This is a genomic window from Streptomyces sp. NPDC007088 (assembly GCF_042869355.1).
Classification (GTDB): domain Bacteria; phylum Actinomycetota; class Actinomycetes; order Streptomycetales; family Streptomycetaceae; genus Streptomyces.
Genome location: NZ_JBIAFO010000006.1, coordinates 82,596 through 97,911 on the forward strand (window position 1 = coordinate 82,596; position 15,316 = coordinate 97,911).

13 protein-coding genes and 1 pseudogene are annotated in these 15,316 nt (G+C 72.8%); 7 read left to right on the top strand and 7 right to left on the bottom strand.

Annotated features, from left to right (window positions below; genetic code table 11):
• Positions 1 to 50: 50 nt before the first annotated feature.
• The 3 genes from ACFYMP_RS11770 to ACFYMP_RS11780 form a co-directional block, all read right to left on the bottom strand.
• Complete coding sequence (locus ACFYMP_RS11770; RefSeq protein WP_388854499.1) at positions 51 to 1,244, bottom strand: NUDIX domain-containing protein; 1,194 nt, start codon at positions 1,242 to 1,244, stop codon at positions 51 to 53.
• A 250-nt stretch (positions 1,245 to 1,494) separates the two neighbouring features.
• Positions 1,495 to 2,271 carry an SDR family oxidoreductase gene (locus tag ACFYMP_RS11775; protein ID WP_388854502.1) on the bottom strand — a complete coding sequence of 259 codons (777 nt, stop codon included), beginning with the start codon at positions 2,269 to 2,271 and terminating at the stop codon, positions 1,495 to 1,497.
• A 445-nt stretch (positions 2,272 to 2,716) separates the two neighbouring features.
• A complete protein-coding gene (locus ACFYMP_RS11780) occupies positions 2,717 to 3,589 on the bottom strand; it encodes a SigB/SigF/SigG family RNA polymerase sigma factor (protein WP_388855145.1) in 873 nt (290 codons plus the stop codon).
• 933 nt (positions 3,590 to 4,522) lie between these two features.
• Between ACFYMP_RS11780 and ACFYMP_RS11785 the strand changes: the two genes are divergently transcribed.
• The 7 genes and pseudogenes from ACFYMP_RS11785 (at position 4,523) to argF (ending at position 12,119) form a co-directional block, all read left to right on the top strand.
• Positions 4,523 to 4,927, top strand: a complete 405-nt coding sequence (locus ACFYMP_RS11785; protein ID WP_388854505.1) for a cell division protein SepF — start codon at positions 4,523 to 4,525, stop codon at positions 4,925 to 4,927.
• A 139-nt stretch (positions 4,928 to 5,066) separates the two neighbouring features.
• Positions 5,067 to 6,212 (top strand): annotated as a pseudogene (locus ACFYMP_RS11790) (hypothetical protein); the annotation flags it as partial.
• Positions 6,213 to 6,669: 457 nt separating this feature from the next.
• On the top strand, positions 6,670 to 7,128 hold the full coding sequence (locus tag ACFYMP_RS11795) for a nucleotide pyrophosphohydrolase (protein ID WP_388854508.1): 459 nt from the start codon (positions 6,670 to 6,672) through the stop codon (positions 7,126 to 7,128).
• A gap of 674 nt (positions 7,129 to 7,802) precedes the next feature.
• Positions 7,803 to 8,288: a DUF6099 family protein gene (locus ACFYMP_RS11800; protein WP_388854511.1), complete on the top strand. Its 486-nt coding sequence runs from the start codon at positions 7,803 to 7,805 to the stop codon at positions 8,286 to 8,288.
• Positions 8,289 to 8,472: 184 nt separating this feature from the next.
• Positions 8,473 to 9,396, top strand: coding sequence for an LLM class F420-dependent oxidoreductase (locus ACFYMP_RS11805; RefSeq protein WP_388854514.1), 924 nt, complete (start codon positions 8,473 to 8,475; stop codon positions 9,394 to 9,396).
• Between the two features lie 140 nt (positions 9,397 to 9,536).
• Complete coding sequence (locus ACFYMP_RS11810; RefSeq protein ID WP_388854517.1) at positions 9,537 to 10,769, top strand: arginine deiminase; 1,233 nt, start codon at positions 9,537 to 9,539, stop codon at positions 10,767 to 10,769.
• A 306-nt stretch (positions 10,770 to 11,075) separates the two neighbouring features.
• A complete protein-coding gene (gene argF / locus ACFYMP_RS11815; protein ID WP_388854520.1) occupies positions 11,076 to 12,119 on the top strand; it encodes an ornithine carbamoyltransferase in 1,044 nt (347 codons plus the stop codon).
• 133 nt (positions 12,120 to 12,252) lie between these two features.
• On the opposite strand, the gene ACFYMP_RS11820 is transcribed toward argF, so the two are convergent.
• From ACFYMP_RS11820 to ACFYMP_RS11835, 4 genes are all read right to left on the bottom strand, one after another.
• Entirely contained in the window at positions 12,253 to 12,726 is a 474-nt protein-coding gene (locus ACFYMP_RS11820) for an ATP-binding protein (RefSeq protein WP_388854523.1), read from the bottom strand.
• Positions 12,727 to 12,926: 200 nt separating this feature from the next.
• Positions 12,927 to 13,640 carry a DUF4389 domain-containing protein gene (locus tag ACFYMP_RS11825; RefSeq protein ID WP_388855149.1) on the bottom strand — a complete coding sequence of 238 codons (714 nt, stop codon included), beginning with the start codon at positions 13,638 to 13,640 and terminating at the stop codon, positions 12,927 to 12,929.
• 265 nt (positions 13,641 to 13,905) lie between these two features.
• On the bottom strand, positions 13,906 to 14,814 hold the full coding sequence (locus ACFYMP_RS11830) for an NAD(P)H-binding protein (protein ID WP_388854526.1): 909 nt from the start codon (positions 14,812 to 14,814) through the stop codon (positions 13,906 to 13,908).
• Positions 14,815 to 14,934: 120 nt separating this feature from the next.
• The gene (locus ACFYMP_RS11835; RefSeq protein WP_388854529.1) at positions 14,935 to 15,288 is read right to left on the bottom strand and encodes a hypothetical protein; all 354 of its coding nucleotides are present in this window, start codon (positions 15,286 to 15,288) and stop codon (positions 14,935 to 14,937) included.
• Positions 15,289 to 15,316: the final 28 nt, after the last annotated feature.

Sequence of the window (15,316 nt, forward strand, 5' to 3'; positions counted from 1 at the left end):
TCGGTCTCGCGGGTCTCGTCGGCTCGCTGTCTGTTCCGCGCAAGCGGGGGCTACGGGCCGTCAGGCTCCTCGGGGACGACCAGCCGCCGGTCCACCGGAGGCAGGCCGGGCAGCAGGCCGGGCCACACGGACTCCAGGACCTGCGCGCTGGGTGTGAACAACGGCTCCGGGAGATGCGCCAGTTCGGCCGGCTCGTGCCACTCCCAGCGGCGGATGTGGTGCGGCTCCAGTACCGAGGGGCTGCCACGGTACCGAAGGACGCGGACGGCGGCGGTGACACGGGTCGCGCCGTGGGCGCTGTCGGTGAGGAACGCGTGCACCCGCGCGTTCCTCGTCACGGCCCGCAGCCCGGTCTCCTCGGCCAGTTCCCGTACGGCCGCCTGCTCCCAGCTCTCGCCCTCCTCGCGCTTGCCGCCGGGACACTCCCAGACGCCACCGGTCGTCCGGCCCAGCAGGACGCGGCCGTGGTCGTCGGTCACGATCACGCCGGCTCCCGCCATCGCCCACGGGGCGGGCGCGCCCTTCTCCCCGTAGCGCACCGGACCGGGATCGGGGCCGCGCAGGACCAGGAAGGCGAGTCCCTCCGCGTCGTACAGGGCGGTCCGGGACCAGCCCGCGCGCAGCGCCTCGATCTCCTCGGCGTCCAAGGCGGTGTGCCGCCGCCCGGCCGGGGCGGACTCCGCGCGCGGGGCGACGACGCACACCGCTCCGCCCGGCCGCAGCAGCCGCGCCAGGCGGTTGACGAGCCGTGTCCGGTCGGGCAGGAAGGCGATACTGAGCCGCAGTACGACGAGGTCGTACGCGCCGTGGGGCAGTGGCCCCGCTTCCGTCCCGCCCTCTTTCCCGGCGCCCGTGATGTCGTACCGGAGGTAGTGGACGGGGACGCGAGCCGGGGTTCCGGGCGGGTGCGGGCCAGCCGTCCGCGACCGCCGCGCTGATTCCGGTTCTGGCCCTGGCTCCGGCTCCGACTCCGGTGCGCGTTCCGGTCCCGGTCCTGGTTCCGGTTCCGGTTCCGCCGAGCGGGCCTCGGCGAGGGCGGTCGCGGAGAGGTCCACGGCGTCCACCGTCCACCCGGTGTCGGCGAGGTGGCGGGCGAGCTCTCCCGTGCCGCATCCGACGTCCAGCGCGAGACCGCCGGGCGGTGTGGGCACGTGCTCGGCGATCAGGCGGCGTTCGGAGCCGGTGAGGGGGCGAAAGCGCCCGCCGGCCGTGTAGTGCGCGTCCCAGGCGCCCGCGTCGGTCACGCGCGGACCCTACCCGGACACGCGATCCGCCATGCCCGACCGGTCCCGGGCCGGGGTGCTACGTGCGCGGTCGCGTGCGGTTCCGCTGCGCGCCGCGGCGTGCGTACTCGTGCGGGCGGTCGAGCGCGAGCACGCACGCCGGGTCACGGGCCCTCCGTCCGCGTCCTGTTGCCCGGTCCGCCCGGACCGTTCAGGTGGGCCGGTGGGCCGGTGGGCGGTGGGCCGTCGGGTCGGTGAGGGCGCGGTCGGATCAGTGCTCCTGTGCCGTCGGGCGCAGCAGCAGTTCGTTGACGGCGGCGTGGGGCGGCTGCGTCACCATGAAGACGATCGCGCGTGCCACGTCCCGCGCGTGCAACCAGTCCTGCGGAGGCATGCCCCGGCCGGCGGTCGACTGCCCGCCGCGGGTCATCTCCGTCTCCGTCATACCGGGCTCCACCAGACCCACCCGGACCCGGCGCGTGGTGACCTCTTGGCGCAGGGACTCACTGAACGAGACCACGGCGTGCTTGGTCGCCGAGTAGACGCTGTTGTTCTTGCGGGGGACCCGGCCCGCGACGGAGGCGATGTTCACGAGGTCGGCCACACCGCGCGGACCCGACTCGGCGGCCCGCAGGAGGTGGGGGAGCGCGGCGCGCGAGACGTGCAGGACGGCCCCCAGATTGAGGGCGATCATCTTCTCCCAGTCGGCCGGGTCGGATTCCTCGACCGCACGGCGGGCTCCGTAACCGGCGTTGTTCACGACGAGGTCCAGCGCGCCGAAGTGTTCCGTGGCCCGGGTCACGGCCCCCGCCGCCCCCTCGGGATCGCTCAGGTCGGCCGGGATCGCGAGCGCCGCCCCGCCGTCCCCCTCGATGCGGGTCACGAGGTCCGCGAGCCGGTCCGCGCGGCGCGCCACGAGGGCCACCCGGGCGCCCCGGTCCGCGAGTGCCCGCGCGGTCACCTCGCCGATCCCGCTGGAGGCGCCCGTCACGAGAGCGGTGCTCCCGGCGAGTTCCCGCCCCGGACTCCCGTCGTGCCGTTCACTCATCCTCGTCAGCTCCCCGGTCCAGGTGTCCGCGCCTCGACGCGGGCGCTGCCGTGACCTGTACCCGGACCGGGCGGGACATCACGCCGCACTGCTCCGCACGGGCGCTCTCGGGGGGTGCCGCCCCACGTGCCACCGCCCCCTTTCACGGGAACGGCCCCCGCGAAGCGGCGGGGGCCGGGAGTAGGCGTTCGGAGGCGTGGGAGGTGTGGTCCGGAGGCGGTGGTCCAGTGCTGCGGGTGCGGGTGCGGGTGTTGGGGCACGGGCCGGGTGCTGGGGGACGAGGGTGGGTGCCCGGAACCTCGATCCGGTGCCCGCCCGCACCGTCGCAGTGTCTCGACTGTGCGTCCCGTGCGCGTCCCGTGTGCGTCCCGACGTCTTGGCCAGGCGCCTCGACCGGTTCTCGGTCGGTGCTCAGCGTCCGTCGCGGTAGCGTCTCAGTCGCTTCTCAGCGCTCGGAGAGCATTCCCGTCCGCAGCTTGCCCAGGGTGCGGCTCAGCAGCCGCGACACGTGCATCTGGGAGACGCCCAGCTCCGCGCCGATCTGCGACTGCGTCATCTCGGCACCGAACCGCAGCTCCAGGATGTGGCGTTCGCGGTCGTCCAGGTCCTCCAGCAGCGGGGCGAGCGACGTGAAGTCCTCGACGAGTTCCATCGCCGGGTCGCAGGAGCCCAGGAAGTCGGCGTACGTCGTCGCGTTCTTCTGGTCGGGCTTGGTGCCCGTGCTGTTGTCGGCCGGCAGGTCCAGGGAGTCCGACATGTAGCCGTTGGCCGCGATGAGGCCGTCGATGACCTCGTCCTCGCTGAGCTTGAGGTCCTCAGCCAGTTCCTTGATCGTCGGGTCGCGGTCCAGGTCGGTCGCGAGGCGCTCCTTGGCCCGCGCCAGCTCGACCCGCAGCTCCTGGAGGCGGCGCGGCACGTGCACGGCCCACGTGCTGTCCCGGAAATACCGCTTGATCTCGCCGACGATGTACGGAATGGCGAACGACGTGAACTCCGCCTCACGGGACAGGTCGAAGCGGTCGATCGCCTTGATGAGCCCGATCGTGCCGACCTGGAAGATGTCCTCCATCTCGCCGTTCCCGCGGTTGCGGAAGCGCCTGGCGGCGAAACGGACCAGCGACTGGTTCATCTCGATCAGCGTGTTCCGCGCGTACTGGTACTCGCGGGTGCCCTCCTCCAGAGTCTGGAGTTGGTCGAAGAACAATTTCGACAAGGCTCGGGCATCCTTCGGCGCGATCTTTCCCGCGTCCTCGATCCACGGCAGATCCGCTGTCTCCTCCGGGGCGCTGTGAGCCGGTGCGACCGCGACGGCGGACATGGCGGCGGAACGCTGTCCCGCCTTGCCACTCCCCGGGATTCCCGGGTGGCGGGCCTCGCTGACACCGGTGGCCCCGGCCGCCGACCGGCCGGACGTTCCTGCGGAGTGCGTGGGGATCGTCACGTGAAGCACCTTTGCAGTCGAATGCGGTCGTACACCTTGGCTACGGGCCCGCCTGCCCGTGGACGGCGCGCTCACACACATCGAATGACAAAGAATTTCCCCACGGGCCGACCACTGCTGATCGCCCGTCAATTCACGGCATTGGCACGCAGGGGAAGGCGGGGAAATGTGCCTGCGACGTGGAGGCGTTGGACGCGGGCGACGGCAGGCGAATTATCGAAGAAATAACGGAGAACTCCTGTGATTGGCCGTGAATTAAACGGGAACACGGGTACTGGGGCTTTTCCGGGATACGACAAGAGGGCCCCTCCCGGCTCCGCGATGCGGCGCCGGGCATCCGTCGCCCGGTGCGGTGCGGTGCGGTGCGGTGCGGTGCGGTGCGGTGCGGCACCGGTGCCGGTGTCCGCGCCCGCTCCCGCGTCTCCGTCCGCCTCTCCTCCTGCTTCTCCTTCTACGGATACGGATACGGATACTTCTACGGATAGGCTACGGAGGCGGCGAAGGGTGACGGGGACGGGCGGCGCCCCGGTTCCCGGCGTTCGATACCGTTTGGCCGGGGAAACCGCACGGCGGCCTCCAGGCCGTCGACTCGCGGCGTGGACGACACCGTGATCACGCCCCCGCACTGGACGGCCTGGACGGCTTGGCGCCGTCCGGCAGCGCACGACCGGCGGTCTCCGTCGGCACCTGCGAGGGGGCACAGGTGGAACGGCGGCGACGGGGCAGGCGTGTCGCTGGTAGGCCGAACGGGCGAACCAGGCGAGAATTGACCGATGCAGACAATCGTACGAGCCCGGACGGGGTGGGGCAGTGAACAGCCACGACGTCACCGATGAACAGTGGGAAGGGCTCGCCCAGGTCGTGCCGCTGCGCAGCAGCGACGCCTGGCCCTCCTGGACGGGGCACCGCTCCCTCCCTCCCGAAGCCGAGCGGGGGGCCGAGGCCAGACGCCGTTTCGTCGTCCTGCGCGTCAACGTCTTCGCCGACGCCCGCGAGGTGGCCGAGACCCTCATGACCCAGGTCCCCGTCCTCCTCGACCTGAGCGGAGCGGAGACCGAGGTCGCCAAACGCGTCCTCGACTTCAGTAGCGGAGTGGTCTTCGGCCTCGGCAGCGGCATGCACCGGGTCGACCGCAACGTGTTCCTCCTCGCCCCGCCCGGAACCGAGGTCAAGAGCCTCGTCGAAGGAGTCAGGGGCAGCGCGGGGAGCGTGTGAGGGCGTCCACACCCCCCGGCGGGCTCATCCTTCTCCGCGTTGCCCGGACGGAAGCCCCGCACTCCGAAAGTCCCCCGATGGTGGGAAGAAGTCGGCGGCAAAACGGTTCCGCTGCTCGGACGGCCCCTATGTTCCGGGCATGTTCCCCCCACCACCGGCTCCCGCCCGGCCGCCCCGGCGGCCGATGCGTCCCGAGCTGACCGAACTGCGTCTGTCCGCGTACGCGGGTCACCGCTCCGCCGTCCACCCGCTGGGCCCCGCGACCCTGTTCACCGGGCCCAGCGGCAGCGGCAAGTCCACAGCGCTCGCCGCCTGCTCCGCCCTGGCCGCCCTCGGCGCGGGGGCGACGCTTGAGGAAGTGTTCCCCGAACCCCTCGACGCCGTGCCCGAGAGCGCCCGCCCCGACGCCCAGGGCCGCAGGGGCTTCCGGATCGGCTGCACGGCGGACGGCCCAGTCGGGCCCGTCCGCCTCGACCTCGCCGTCCAGGCCGAGCCGGAACTGCGCATCGTCGGGGAACGCCTGAGCGGCGAGGGCATCACCTATCTCGAAACCGCGCTGCGCGACCCCGGACGGCCCTCCGTGCAGGCCGCCTGGCACACCGCCGGTTCCACCCCCGTCACCCGGGCCCCGCTGCCCGACGACCAACTCGGCACCGCCCTGCTCCCGCTGCGGGTCTCCGGCCGGACGGAAGGACAGCGTCAGGTCCTGGCCGCCGCCGAACAGATGGTGCTCGCCCTGCGCTCCACCTTCCGTTGCGATCCCGACCCGTCCGCCATGCGGCCCCCGGCCACCCCCCGGGGCGGCCGGCTGCTCAGCGGCTGCGACAACCTCGCCGAGATCGTGCTGCGCGCCGCCTCGGAATGCCCGCACCGCTACGGCCTGCTGGAGGCCGCGGCCCGCGAGGGCTGCGCGGGGCCGGTCAACGCCCTCGGCGCCCGGCGCCTGGAGGACGGCAGGGTCCTCGCCCACCTGGAACGCGAGGAAGGACGGACCACTCCGCTCAGCCGCCTCGCCGACGGCGAACTGCGCCACCTGGCGCTCTGCCTGGTCCTGCTCACCGGCCCCGGCATCCTCGACGTGGACCCGGTTGTCGAAGTCCCCGGCGCCCTCCAGGCGCTCACTGTCCTCGCCGACGGAATCGACCGCGGCCTCGACACCCACCAGAGCCGGCACCTGCTGTCCCTGGCCGCCCGCATGTGCGCCCGCGGGCACGTCCGCGTGCTCGCGACGGCGAGCGACGCGCAGTGGGCCTCGGCCGTCGACGGCCTCACGGTCGTGGACCTCGGCCTCAACGGGACCGGGCCCGGCGATCCCGCCGATGCCGGCCAGACGAGGCACACGACTCCGGCGTACGGACCGGGACCGGGGCCGGTGCCGGCGACTGGTTCCGAGGAAGGAGCGGATACGGCGGTACGGCCAGGGCCTGACGTACCGCCGGGTCCCGAGGCGCGCACGGGCGCCCCGGAGCGGCCGGCCCCTGAGGGCCGGTCACGCCCTGGAGGGCGGACGGGTTCGGCGGAGGCGGCCCAGCGGTCCGGGCCCGACCGGCGCGACGCAGCCCCGGGTACCGAGTGCGAACGCGTGCCGGCGCCTCGTCCGAGCGCGGACAGCGAGTCCTTGGGACGGCGTGGTGGCGAGGGCGGGCCGGGCGGGAGACCGAGCCGTGATCCTGGTTCCTTCGGGTGCGCTGAGCGGTGAGGGGTGTCGCGTCCGTCCTCGCGCACGGTGATAGACCTGCCGGGTGACTGACGCGAACGAAGCCGCATCCACGACGCCCGCAGCCCCTTCCGGACCGTCCGGGGGCGGTGGAGCGGCGCCGGAAGCGGCTTCGGTCCCGGAGGGGCCCGCCGCTCCCGGCCTCGACGAGCTGCGGGAGCGGCTCGTGGACTTCGCGGCGGCCCGGGACTGGGGCCGGTTCCACACCCCGAAGAACCTGGCCGCCGCGCTCAGTGTCGAGGCGTCGGAGTTGCTGGAGATCTTCCAGTGGCTGACACCCGAGCAGTCCACCGACGTCATGACCTCCCCGGAGTCCGCCCACCGGGTGCGCGACGAGGTGGCCGACGTCCTCGCCTATCTCCTCCAGTTCTGCGCGGTCCTCGGCATCGACCCGCTGGCCGCGCTCAGCGCCAAGATCGACCGCAACGAACGACGATTCCCCGCGAACCCTCCCGACCCGGCTGGCAAGGACGACTCTGCGTGACGGGGGCCGGTTTTGGCGAGGACGGACGGAGTACGGGTGGGCGAGGTACCCGGACGCCCGGGGGCAAGGGCCGTACTGGTGGCCGGCTGGGTCGGCCACCACGCCCTCGCACGAGCGAGGAGAACCGCCCCTCGCGTCATCTCGCGGTGCCGCCTGACGGCGCACTTCGCCCCGCGCGGCCGAACGCTTGATCAGGCGTCGTTCAGCCACTGTCAGCCACTGAAGGATTTTGGGGAACTCCTGTCCTCCACCGGTCCGGTGCGGGTGTCGCCGGTCGGCACTTGGTTTCAACCGAGATCCTCCGAGATCCTCAGCCGTGCTGCCGTGCTGCCGTGCTGCCGTGCTGCCGTGCTGCCGTGCTGCCGTGCTGCCGTGCTGCCGTGCTGCCGTGCTGCCGTGCTGGCCGTCGCTGGGGTCAGGGCCGGGCGGCTGTAGTCGCGGGAGCCAGGACCGAGAATCCGCCCACCGCGTTCCGCTCCACCCCTAGAAGTCACTCTATGGAGTGGCGTGCGTGGGTAACTTCTCCGGGTTATCCACAGATTTGCCGGTCCCTCTGGTCATCTCCCGACGATTCGGTCACTCTGAGTATCGGGACGCAGGGTGCGTGAACGACGAGGCCGACGGGGTGGGAGAGATGAACGGAAGCGGGAACGGGGGCGGGGGCGATGGAGGCGGTGCGGCTCATCGAGCTGACGGCGCGGGCGCTCTCCCGGGCCGAGGACGAGACACGCATCATGACCGAGTCCTGGCAGGCGCAGACGCTCGCCCGTGCCATCGGGGGAAGGCTGACGGCACACGGACCTCCGGGCCTGCGCGGGGAGACGCTGCCCTGGTCCGAAGCCGCCGCCGGTGGGGACGACGGGGCACCGCCGGGCCCGCCCGGGGTGCCCGAGGGGGTGCGGGCGGCGCGCCTGACGACGGTCACCGATCCGTCCGCCGCACTCGAAGCGCTGGAGCGACTCCTGGATCAGGTCGCGGCCGCCCTGGTGGCGGTGGCCTCCTCGGCGCAGGAAGGGACCGCCTACGGGCAGTGCATGGAGATGGTCGACGCGACGGACGAACTGCGCGACCGGGTGCTGGACCTGCGGCGGACACTGCGCGGGCCGACCGCGGGGGAAGAGGCGGGCCCCCCGCCCGGGTCCCGGGCGGGGCAGTCGTGAGACCGGCGCGGCCGCCCCTCGCGCCCCCGGCCGGACGGGGGCAGGCCGGCCCTGGTGTTCCGGAGTGGGTGCGGGTGCGTGCGCGGGCCACCGTCCGGGTGCGCGAGATCCCACCGGGCCGGGGCGGCGACACCGCGCGGCGAGCGATGCGGGCCGTGGCGGTACGACCGTGCAGGATGGACCCATGGATCTTCGCATCTTCACAGAGCCCCAGCAGGGGGCCACCTATGACACGCTGCTGACCGTCGCCAAGGCAACGGAGGACCTCGGCTTCGACGCCTTCTTCCGCTCCGATCATTACCTGAAGATGGGATCGGTGGACGGACTGCCCGGCCCCACCGACGCCTGGATCACCCTGGCGGGACTGGCCCGCGAGACGAAGCGCATCCGTCTCGGCACCCTGATGACGGCCGGGACCTTCCGGCTGCCCGGTGTGCTCGCCATCGAGGTCGCGCAGGTGGACCAGATGTCCGGAGGGCGGGTCGAACTCGGCCTCGGGGCGGGCTGGTTCGAGGAGGAGCACAAGGCGTACGGCATCCCCTTCCCGAAGGAGAAGTTCGGGCGTCTGGAGGAGCAGCTCGCCATCGTCACCGGCCTGTGGAAGACGGAGGTCGGCAAGACCTTCGACTTCGACGGCACCTACTACCAGCTGTCCGACTCGCCGGCCCTGCCGAAGCCCGCCCAGTCCCGGGTGCCGATCCTCGTCGGCGGACACGGCGCGACCAGGACGCCGAGGATGGCCGCCCGCTACGCCGACGAGTTCAACATCCCCTTCGCCTCGATCGAGGACAGCGAGCGGCAGTTCGCCCGCGTCAAGGCGGCAGCGGTGGAGGCCGGACGCAAGGCGGACGATCTGGTGTACTCCAACGCCCTGGTCGTGTGCGTGGGGAAGGACGACGCGGAGGTCGCCCGCAGGGCCGCCGTGATCGGACGCGACGCCGAGGAGCTGAAGGCCAACGGCCTGGCCGGCACCCCGGCCGAGGTCGTCGACCGCATCGGCCAGTTCGCCGCGGTCGGGTCCCAGCGGATCTACCTGCAAGTGCTCGACCTGGACGACCTCGATCACCTGGAGCTGATCTCCTCCCAGGTGCAGTCCCAGCTGTCCTGAGCGGAGGCCCCGCGGGCCCTGAGAGGGGCCGGCCGTTCGTCTCGCGCGGTCCCTTCGCGAGTCCGGCCGCCGCCGTCCCGCTTCGGTCGTCCGGGTGGGAAAACGGGTGAAGGTGCGGCCGTCCGGAGAAGATGGTCGACATGGGCTTCCATGTCGACTCCGAGACCGGGCGGCTGCGCCGCGTCATACTCCACCGACCCGGGCTGGAACTGAAGCGGCTCACGCCGAGCAACAAGGACGCGCTCCTCTTCGACGACGTGCTGTGGGTGCGCCGCGCGAAGCAGGAACACGACGGCTTCGCCGACGTGCTGCGCGGGCGCGGCGTGGCCGTCCACCTCTTCGACGAACTGCTGCGGGAGACGCTGGAGCTGCCCGTGGCGCGCGGGCTGGTGCTCGACCGGGTCTTCGACGAGAAGGAGTACGGTCCGCTCGCCACCGACGGGCTGCGCGCGGTCTTCGACGAGCTGAGCGCGGCGGAGCTGGCCGAGGCGCTCATCGGGGGCATGACGAAACGCGAGTACCTGGAGCGCGGCCCGGAACCGGTCTCGGTGCGCTTCCACGTCATGGAGCCCGACGACTTCCTGCTCGGTCCGCTGCCCAACCACCTGTTCACCCGGGACACCTCGGCGTGGATCTACGACGGGGTGTCGATCAACGCGATGCGCTGGCCTGCCCGGCAGCGCGAGACCGTCCACTTCGAGGCGATCTACCGCCACCATCCGCTGTTCCACGGCGAGCCCGCCGAGCCCTTCCACATCTGGTCGGAGGGGCAGGACGACTACCCGTCGACGATCGAGGGCGGCGACGTCCTGGTCCTCGGCAACGGGGCGGTCCTCATCGGGATGAGCGAGCGCACCACTCCGCAGGCTGTGGAGATGCTGGCCACGAAACTGTTCGCGGCCGGCTCGGCGCGCACCATCGTCGCGCTCGACATGCCCAAGCGCCGCGCCTTCATGCACCTCGACACGGTGATGACCATGGTCGACGGGGACGCGTTCACGCAGTACGCGGGCCTTGGCATGCTCCGCTCCTACACCATCGAACCGGGGGCGGGGGTGCGCGACCTGAAGGTGACCGATCACCCGCCGGAGCACATGCACCGGGCAATCGCCGCGGCGCTCGGCCTGGACTCGGTCCGGGTGCTCACCGCGACGCAGGACGTGCACGCCGCCGAACGGGAGCAGTGGGACGACGGCTGCAACGTACTGGCCGTCGAACCGGGGGTCGTGATCGCCTACGAACGCAACGCCACGACCAACGCGTACTTGCGCCGACAGGGCATCGAGGTCATCGAGATCCGCGGCAGCGAACTCGGCCGGGGACGCGGCGGACCGCGCTGCATGAGCTGCCCCGTCGAACGCGACCCGGTCTGAGGACGACCTCACGCGCCCCGGGGGCCGGGGCTCGGGACCCGGAGCTCCCGCGGCCCCGGCCCCGGCCCGGCCCCGGGCCCCCAGCAGTGGCCCCCCAGTACTGGTCCTCTCGGCGGCTCGTGCCGTCGTGTCCCCCAGGCCCGGCACAGGCGGCGGTTCCCGGTGGGGTGGACGGGAACTCACCCGGCGGGCCCTCGCCTCATCCGTGAAAGATCACCCTGTGGGCGTATAGAAATTCCTGATACCGTATACACTTCCATTCTTCTTGGATGACCGTATCCGTACCAGGAGCCCAGGAGCGCCCTCATGGCGACAGACGCGACAGACCTCACCGGCCGCCACTTCCTCAAGGAGCTGGACTTCAGCGCGGACGAGTTCCGCGCGCTGGTCGATCTGGCCGCGCGCCTCAAGGCCGCGAAGCGCGCCGGTACCGAGGTGCCGCGTCTCAAGGGCCGCAACATCGCCCTGATCTTCGAGAAGACCTCGACCCGGACCCGCTGCGCCTTCGAGGTGGCCGCCGCCGACCAGGGCGCCGCGACGACCTACCTCGACCCCTCGGGCTCCCAGATCGGGCACAAGGAGTCGCCGCGCGACACCGCGCGCGTCCTCGGCCGCATGTTCGACGCCATCGAGTACCGGGGCGACGCCCAGTCCACCGTCGAGGAGCTGGCCCGCTACGGCGGTGTGCCCGTCTACAACGGGCTGACGGACGACTGGCACCCCACGCAGATGCTCGCCGACGTGCTCACGATGACGGAGCACAGCGCGAAGCCGCTCACCGGTATCGCCTTCGCCTACCTCGGCGACGCCCGCTTCAACATGGGCAACTCCTATCTGGTCACCGGAGCGCTGCTCGGTATGGACGTACGCATCGTCGCCCCCAAGGCGTACTGGCCGGCCGAGGAGATCGTGAGCCGCGCCAGGGAGCTGGCCGCCGTCAGTGGTGCGCGTGTCACCCTCACCGAGGACGTCGCGGAGGGCGTCCGGGACGCCGACTTCGTCGCGACCGACGTATGGGTGTCGATGGGGGAGCCGAAGGAGATCTGGGGCGAGCGCATCCAGGCGCTCACGCCGTACGCGGTCACGATGGACGTCCTGCGCGCCACCGGGAACCCTGAGGTCAGGTTCCTGCACTGCCTGCCGGCCTTCCACGACCTGGGCACCGCCGTGGGCCGGCAGATCCACGACCAGTACGGGCTCAGCTCGCTGGAGGTCACCGACGAGGTGTTCGAGTCCGCCTACTCCGTGGTCTTCGACGAGGCGGAGAACCGGCTGCACACCATCAAGGCGGTCCTCGTCGCGACCCTCGCCGGTCCGGGCCGCGTCGCCGCCGACGAACCGCGCGACTGAACCCAGCGCTCCGCGCGCGACCGGACGCACCAGCCTCCACGACCCGGTGGCCTCACCCAGTGGTCGCCGCGCGCCTGGGCCCAGTCGGCCTCCGTCGAGGGCCGGTCCTGGGCGGGCGGCGGCCCGGAATCTCTCAGACCTCCGGGTCGGCCCCCGCGCGGCGCCGCGCGGGGAGGGTGAACCACACGGCCTTGCCCGAGTCGGTCGTACGGTGCCCGCAGTCGGCGCTCAGCGCGCGGATCAGCAGGAGCCCCCGGCCACCCTCGTCGAGCGGGTCGGGCGGGGTGATCGGGCCGGGTTCGCTCAGCCCGCCGGGCGGGGCCGGATCGCTGTCGCGCACCTCGACCTGGCAGTACGAGGGCAGCAGCTCCACCACGAGCTCTATGGGGTCGCCGCCGGTCGTGTGCTCGACGGCGTTGGCGACGAGTTCCGCGGTGAGCAGTTCCGCCGTGTCGCCGTCGGTTCCCGAACCGATGCCGGCCAGGGCGTCGCGCACCATGGCGCGGGCGATCGGTACGGCGTGGACACTGTGCGGCAGCGTGAGCCGTCGGCTGCAACCGAGGGGGACGGGGGATTCGAGCACGGGGCGGATCCGTTCGAACGGCAAGGGGACTTCCCCCAGCCTACGGAGCCGCGCGGCGAACCCTTGGGGGCGCGTGATCCGCCCCCGCCGTCCGTCCGGCCCGCGCACGCTGGGCACTTCGCCCCGGTCCACCCCGGAACGCTCCGGCCTCCCCGCCCCCGCGAGTGACACGACTCACACCGGCCGTCGGCACGGTACGGGACCGGTCACCGGTGGTGCCCCGGTCACCCGGAGGTGCCGGCGGGAAGCGGCTCGCGCACCTCGTGCGGACGCCGGGCACCGCTGTCGGTCCCGTTCGGGGAGGTGTGCGTCGAGCCGGTGCCCCCGCTGAACAGGCCGATGACCAGGAACAGCACCAGCAGCACCTTGCCGCCGGTGCCGACCACGAGGGGCCGGCTCGCGGAGTGCCGCACGCCGTCACCGTCCTCCGGCTCGTCGCCGAAGAAGCGCTTCGGGTACTCCGGGGTGAGCAGCAGCCAGTAGGCGTGCGTCCGCAGCGCGTACCGCAGCGTCGCGGCCGTCGCCTCGAACAGGGGACGCGGCATCCGGCCGAGGACCAGCGTGACCAGCCACCACACGAGGCTCAGCGCCCACCAGCCCGCCGTCGCGAGCGACTCGACGATCGCCGCCGGGATCACCAGGACGACGCGGAACAGGACGGCGAGCCGGTTGAGGTGGGTGGGCCGTGTCGCGAAGCGCACCGGGTACTCCACGGGCCGCCACGCGAAGGGCGGGTAGCGGTCCACGAGCAGCATGGCGCTCGCCCGCACCCGCGCCTCGTAGGAGAGGTAAGCGGCCAGGTAGGCGTAGCAGCCGCGCGGGAGCCGGCCCAGCACGAGCGCCGCGCACCAGCCGGCCAGTACGACGAAGAACGCCCCGACGGACAGGAACACCAGGATCACGGCGTGCGGGACGAGCAGCGGCAGGCGCAGCAGCACGGTCAGCCGGCGCTGCCGCCCCGGCCCGGGTACGTCGAGCGCGGGCGGCCACTTCCGCTCGCCGGGCGGCGAGGCCGAGACGTCCGGCGGTACTCCTCGCGCCTCAGCCATGGTCGCCTCCTCGCCCGGGACCGGCCCGCGGTACCCGCGGACCGCCCACCGCGGCCCCGGTCCCCCCACGCTCGGCGCGCACCCGGACACCCGCAAACGCGACGGCGCATACGGGTGGGGCGGGGCGGCCGGGGGCCGTCCCGCCCCTACACGCTCACCCCTGCCGCTCGGGCGGTCCCGCGTGCGCGTCGAGGGCCGGACGCAGGTGTGCGTACGCCCAGCCGGCGAGCGTGCCGGGTGTCGTGGTGATCAGGTCGCGCGGCGGATCAGGCGCGAGGCCGCGCGTACCGGCCGTCATACCGGCGATGCCCTCCACGGCGCCGGGCGGCAGTCCCGCCGCGCGCAGGGTCCCGCGCACGTCGTCGTCGCTCACCGTCTCCAGCCGCACCGTCCGGCCCAGCGCGGCCGTCAGGAGCGTGGCGGCCTCCCGGAAGGACAGGTCCTCGGGACCGTGCACCCCCTGCACCGTGCGCCCGGCGCCGCGCCACGACCCGCTCAGCAGCCGGGCGGCGACGACCTCGCCGATATCGCGCGGATCGACCCACGGTATGGGCTGGTCCGGGTCGGCCGAGGTGGTCAGGACGCCCCGGGCCAGCCCGTCCAGGTCGAGCAGGAGGTTGGTGAAGAAGTAACCGGCCCGCAGATGCAGCACGTCCGCGCCGCTCGCGTCGAGCGCCTCCTCGATCCGGGCGAGACCGTCGATGTGCCCGACGCCGTTCCGTCGTTCCGCCCCGACGCTGCTCAGCAGGAGGACCCGGGCCACGTCGCCCGCGCGTGCCGCCTCCGCGACGGCCGCCCCGGTGCGTTCCGAGTCGCCGACCGGGTCCGCCGAGGTGTGCGGTGTCGGGTCGACCCAGAAGACGGAGTCCGCCCCGGCCGTCGCCTCCCGTACGAAAGCGGCGTCCGTCAGATCGCCCCGGCGCACGTCCACCCGGTCCCGGGTCGCGGCGTCCAGCCGCGCGGGGTCACGGACGAGCACCCGGGGGCGTACCCCCGCCTGAAGCAGCAGACGGACCACTCGCGATCCGACATGCCCGGTCGGTGTGGTGACGACCACGGTCATGACTCGCTCCTCTCCTCGGGAGTACGCGTACCCGTCGCACGTTCCGTCCTCCCCGGGCGGGGACACCGTTTCCGCCGCCCGGGGGAGACCCGGCCGCCCGGCGGCGGCCGGCGCCCCCGCTCACCGCGCCGTCACATGGGCCCGCTCACCGCCGAGCCGCGCGTACAGGTCCGTCCATTCGCGGTCGGTGGCGGTCGGCCCCCTGCCGTCGCAGAAGCGCTTCGTCCCGTGGGCGGTGTAGTAGCGCATCATCTCCAGCACCGCGCCGGTGTCGGCCCGCGGTCCGCCGGTGTACCGCCGGCCCGGCTCCGTCTTCTGGTGGACCCGGCAGGTCGGCGAGGGCGAGGCGCTCTGCGCGTCGAACCGGCCGTCATCGGACGGCGCCGAGCAGCCGGCCATCGCGAGCGCGGACAGCAGGACGAGGACGGCACCGGGAGAGGGGGTGCGCAGGCGGCGGCGGATGGCAGGGGACACGGGGGCTCCTTGGGAGGTCGGGGACGTC

What these genes read in the sequence shown, in the direction of transcription:
- ACFYMP_RS11780 (WP_388855145.1), bottom strand. Translation starts at nt 3,589, where the DNA reads ATGTCCGCCGTCGCGGTCGCACCGGCTCACAGCGCCCCGGAGGAGACA.
- argF (WP_388854520.1), top strand. Translation starts at nt 11,076, where the DNA reads ATGGCGACAGACGCGACAGACCTCACCGGCCGCCACTTCCTCAAGGAG.
- ACFYMP_RS11810 (WP_388854517.1), top strand. Translation starts at nt 9,537, where the DNA reads ATGGGCTTCCATGTCGACTCCGAGACCGGGCGGCTGCGCCGCGTCATA.
- ACFYMP_RS11805 (WP_388854514.1), top strand. Translation starts at nt 8,473, where the DNA reads ATGGATCTTCGCATCTTCACAGAGCCCCAGCAGGGGGCCACCTATGAC.
- ACFYMP_RS11775 (WP_388854502.1), bottom strand. Translation starts at nt 2,271, where the DNA reads ATGAGTGAACGGCACGACGGGAGTCCGGGGCGGGAACTCGCCGGGAGC.
- ACFYMP_RS11830 (WP_388854526.1), bottom strand. Translation starts at nt 14,814, where the DNA reads ATGACCGTGGTCGTCACCACACCGACCGGGCATGTCGGATCGCGAGTG.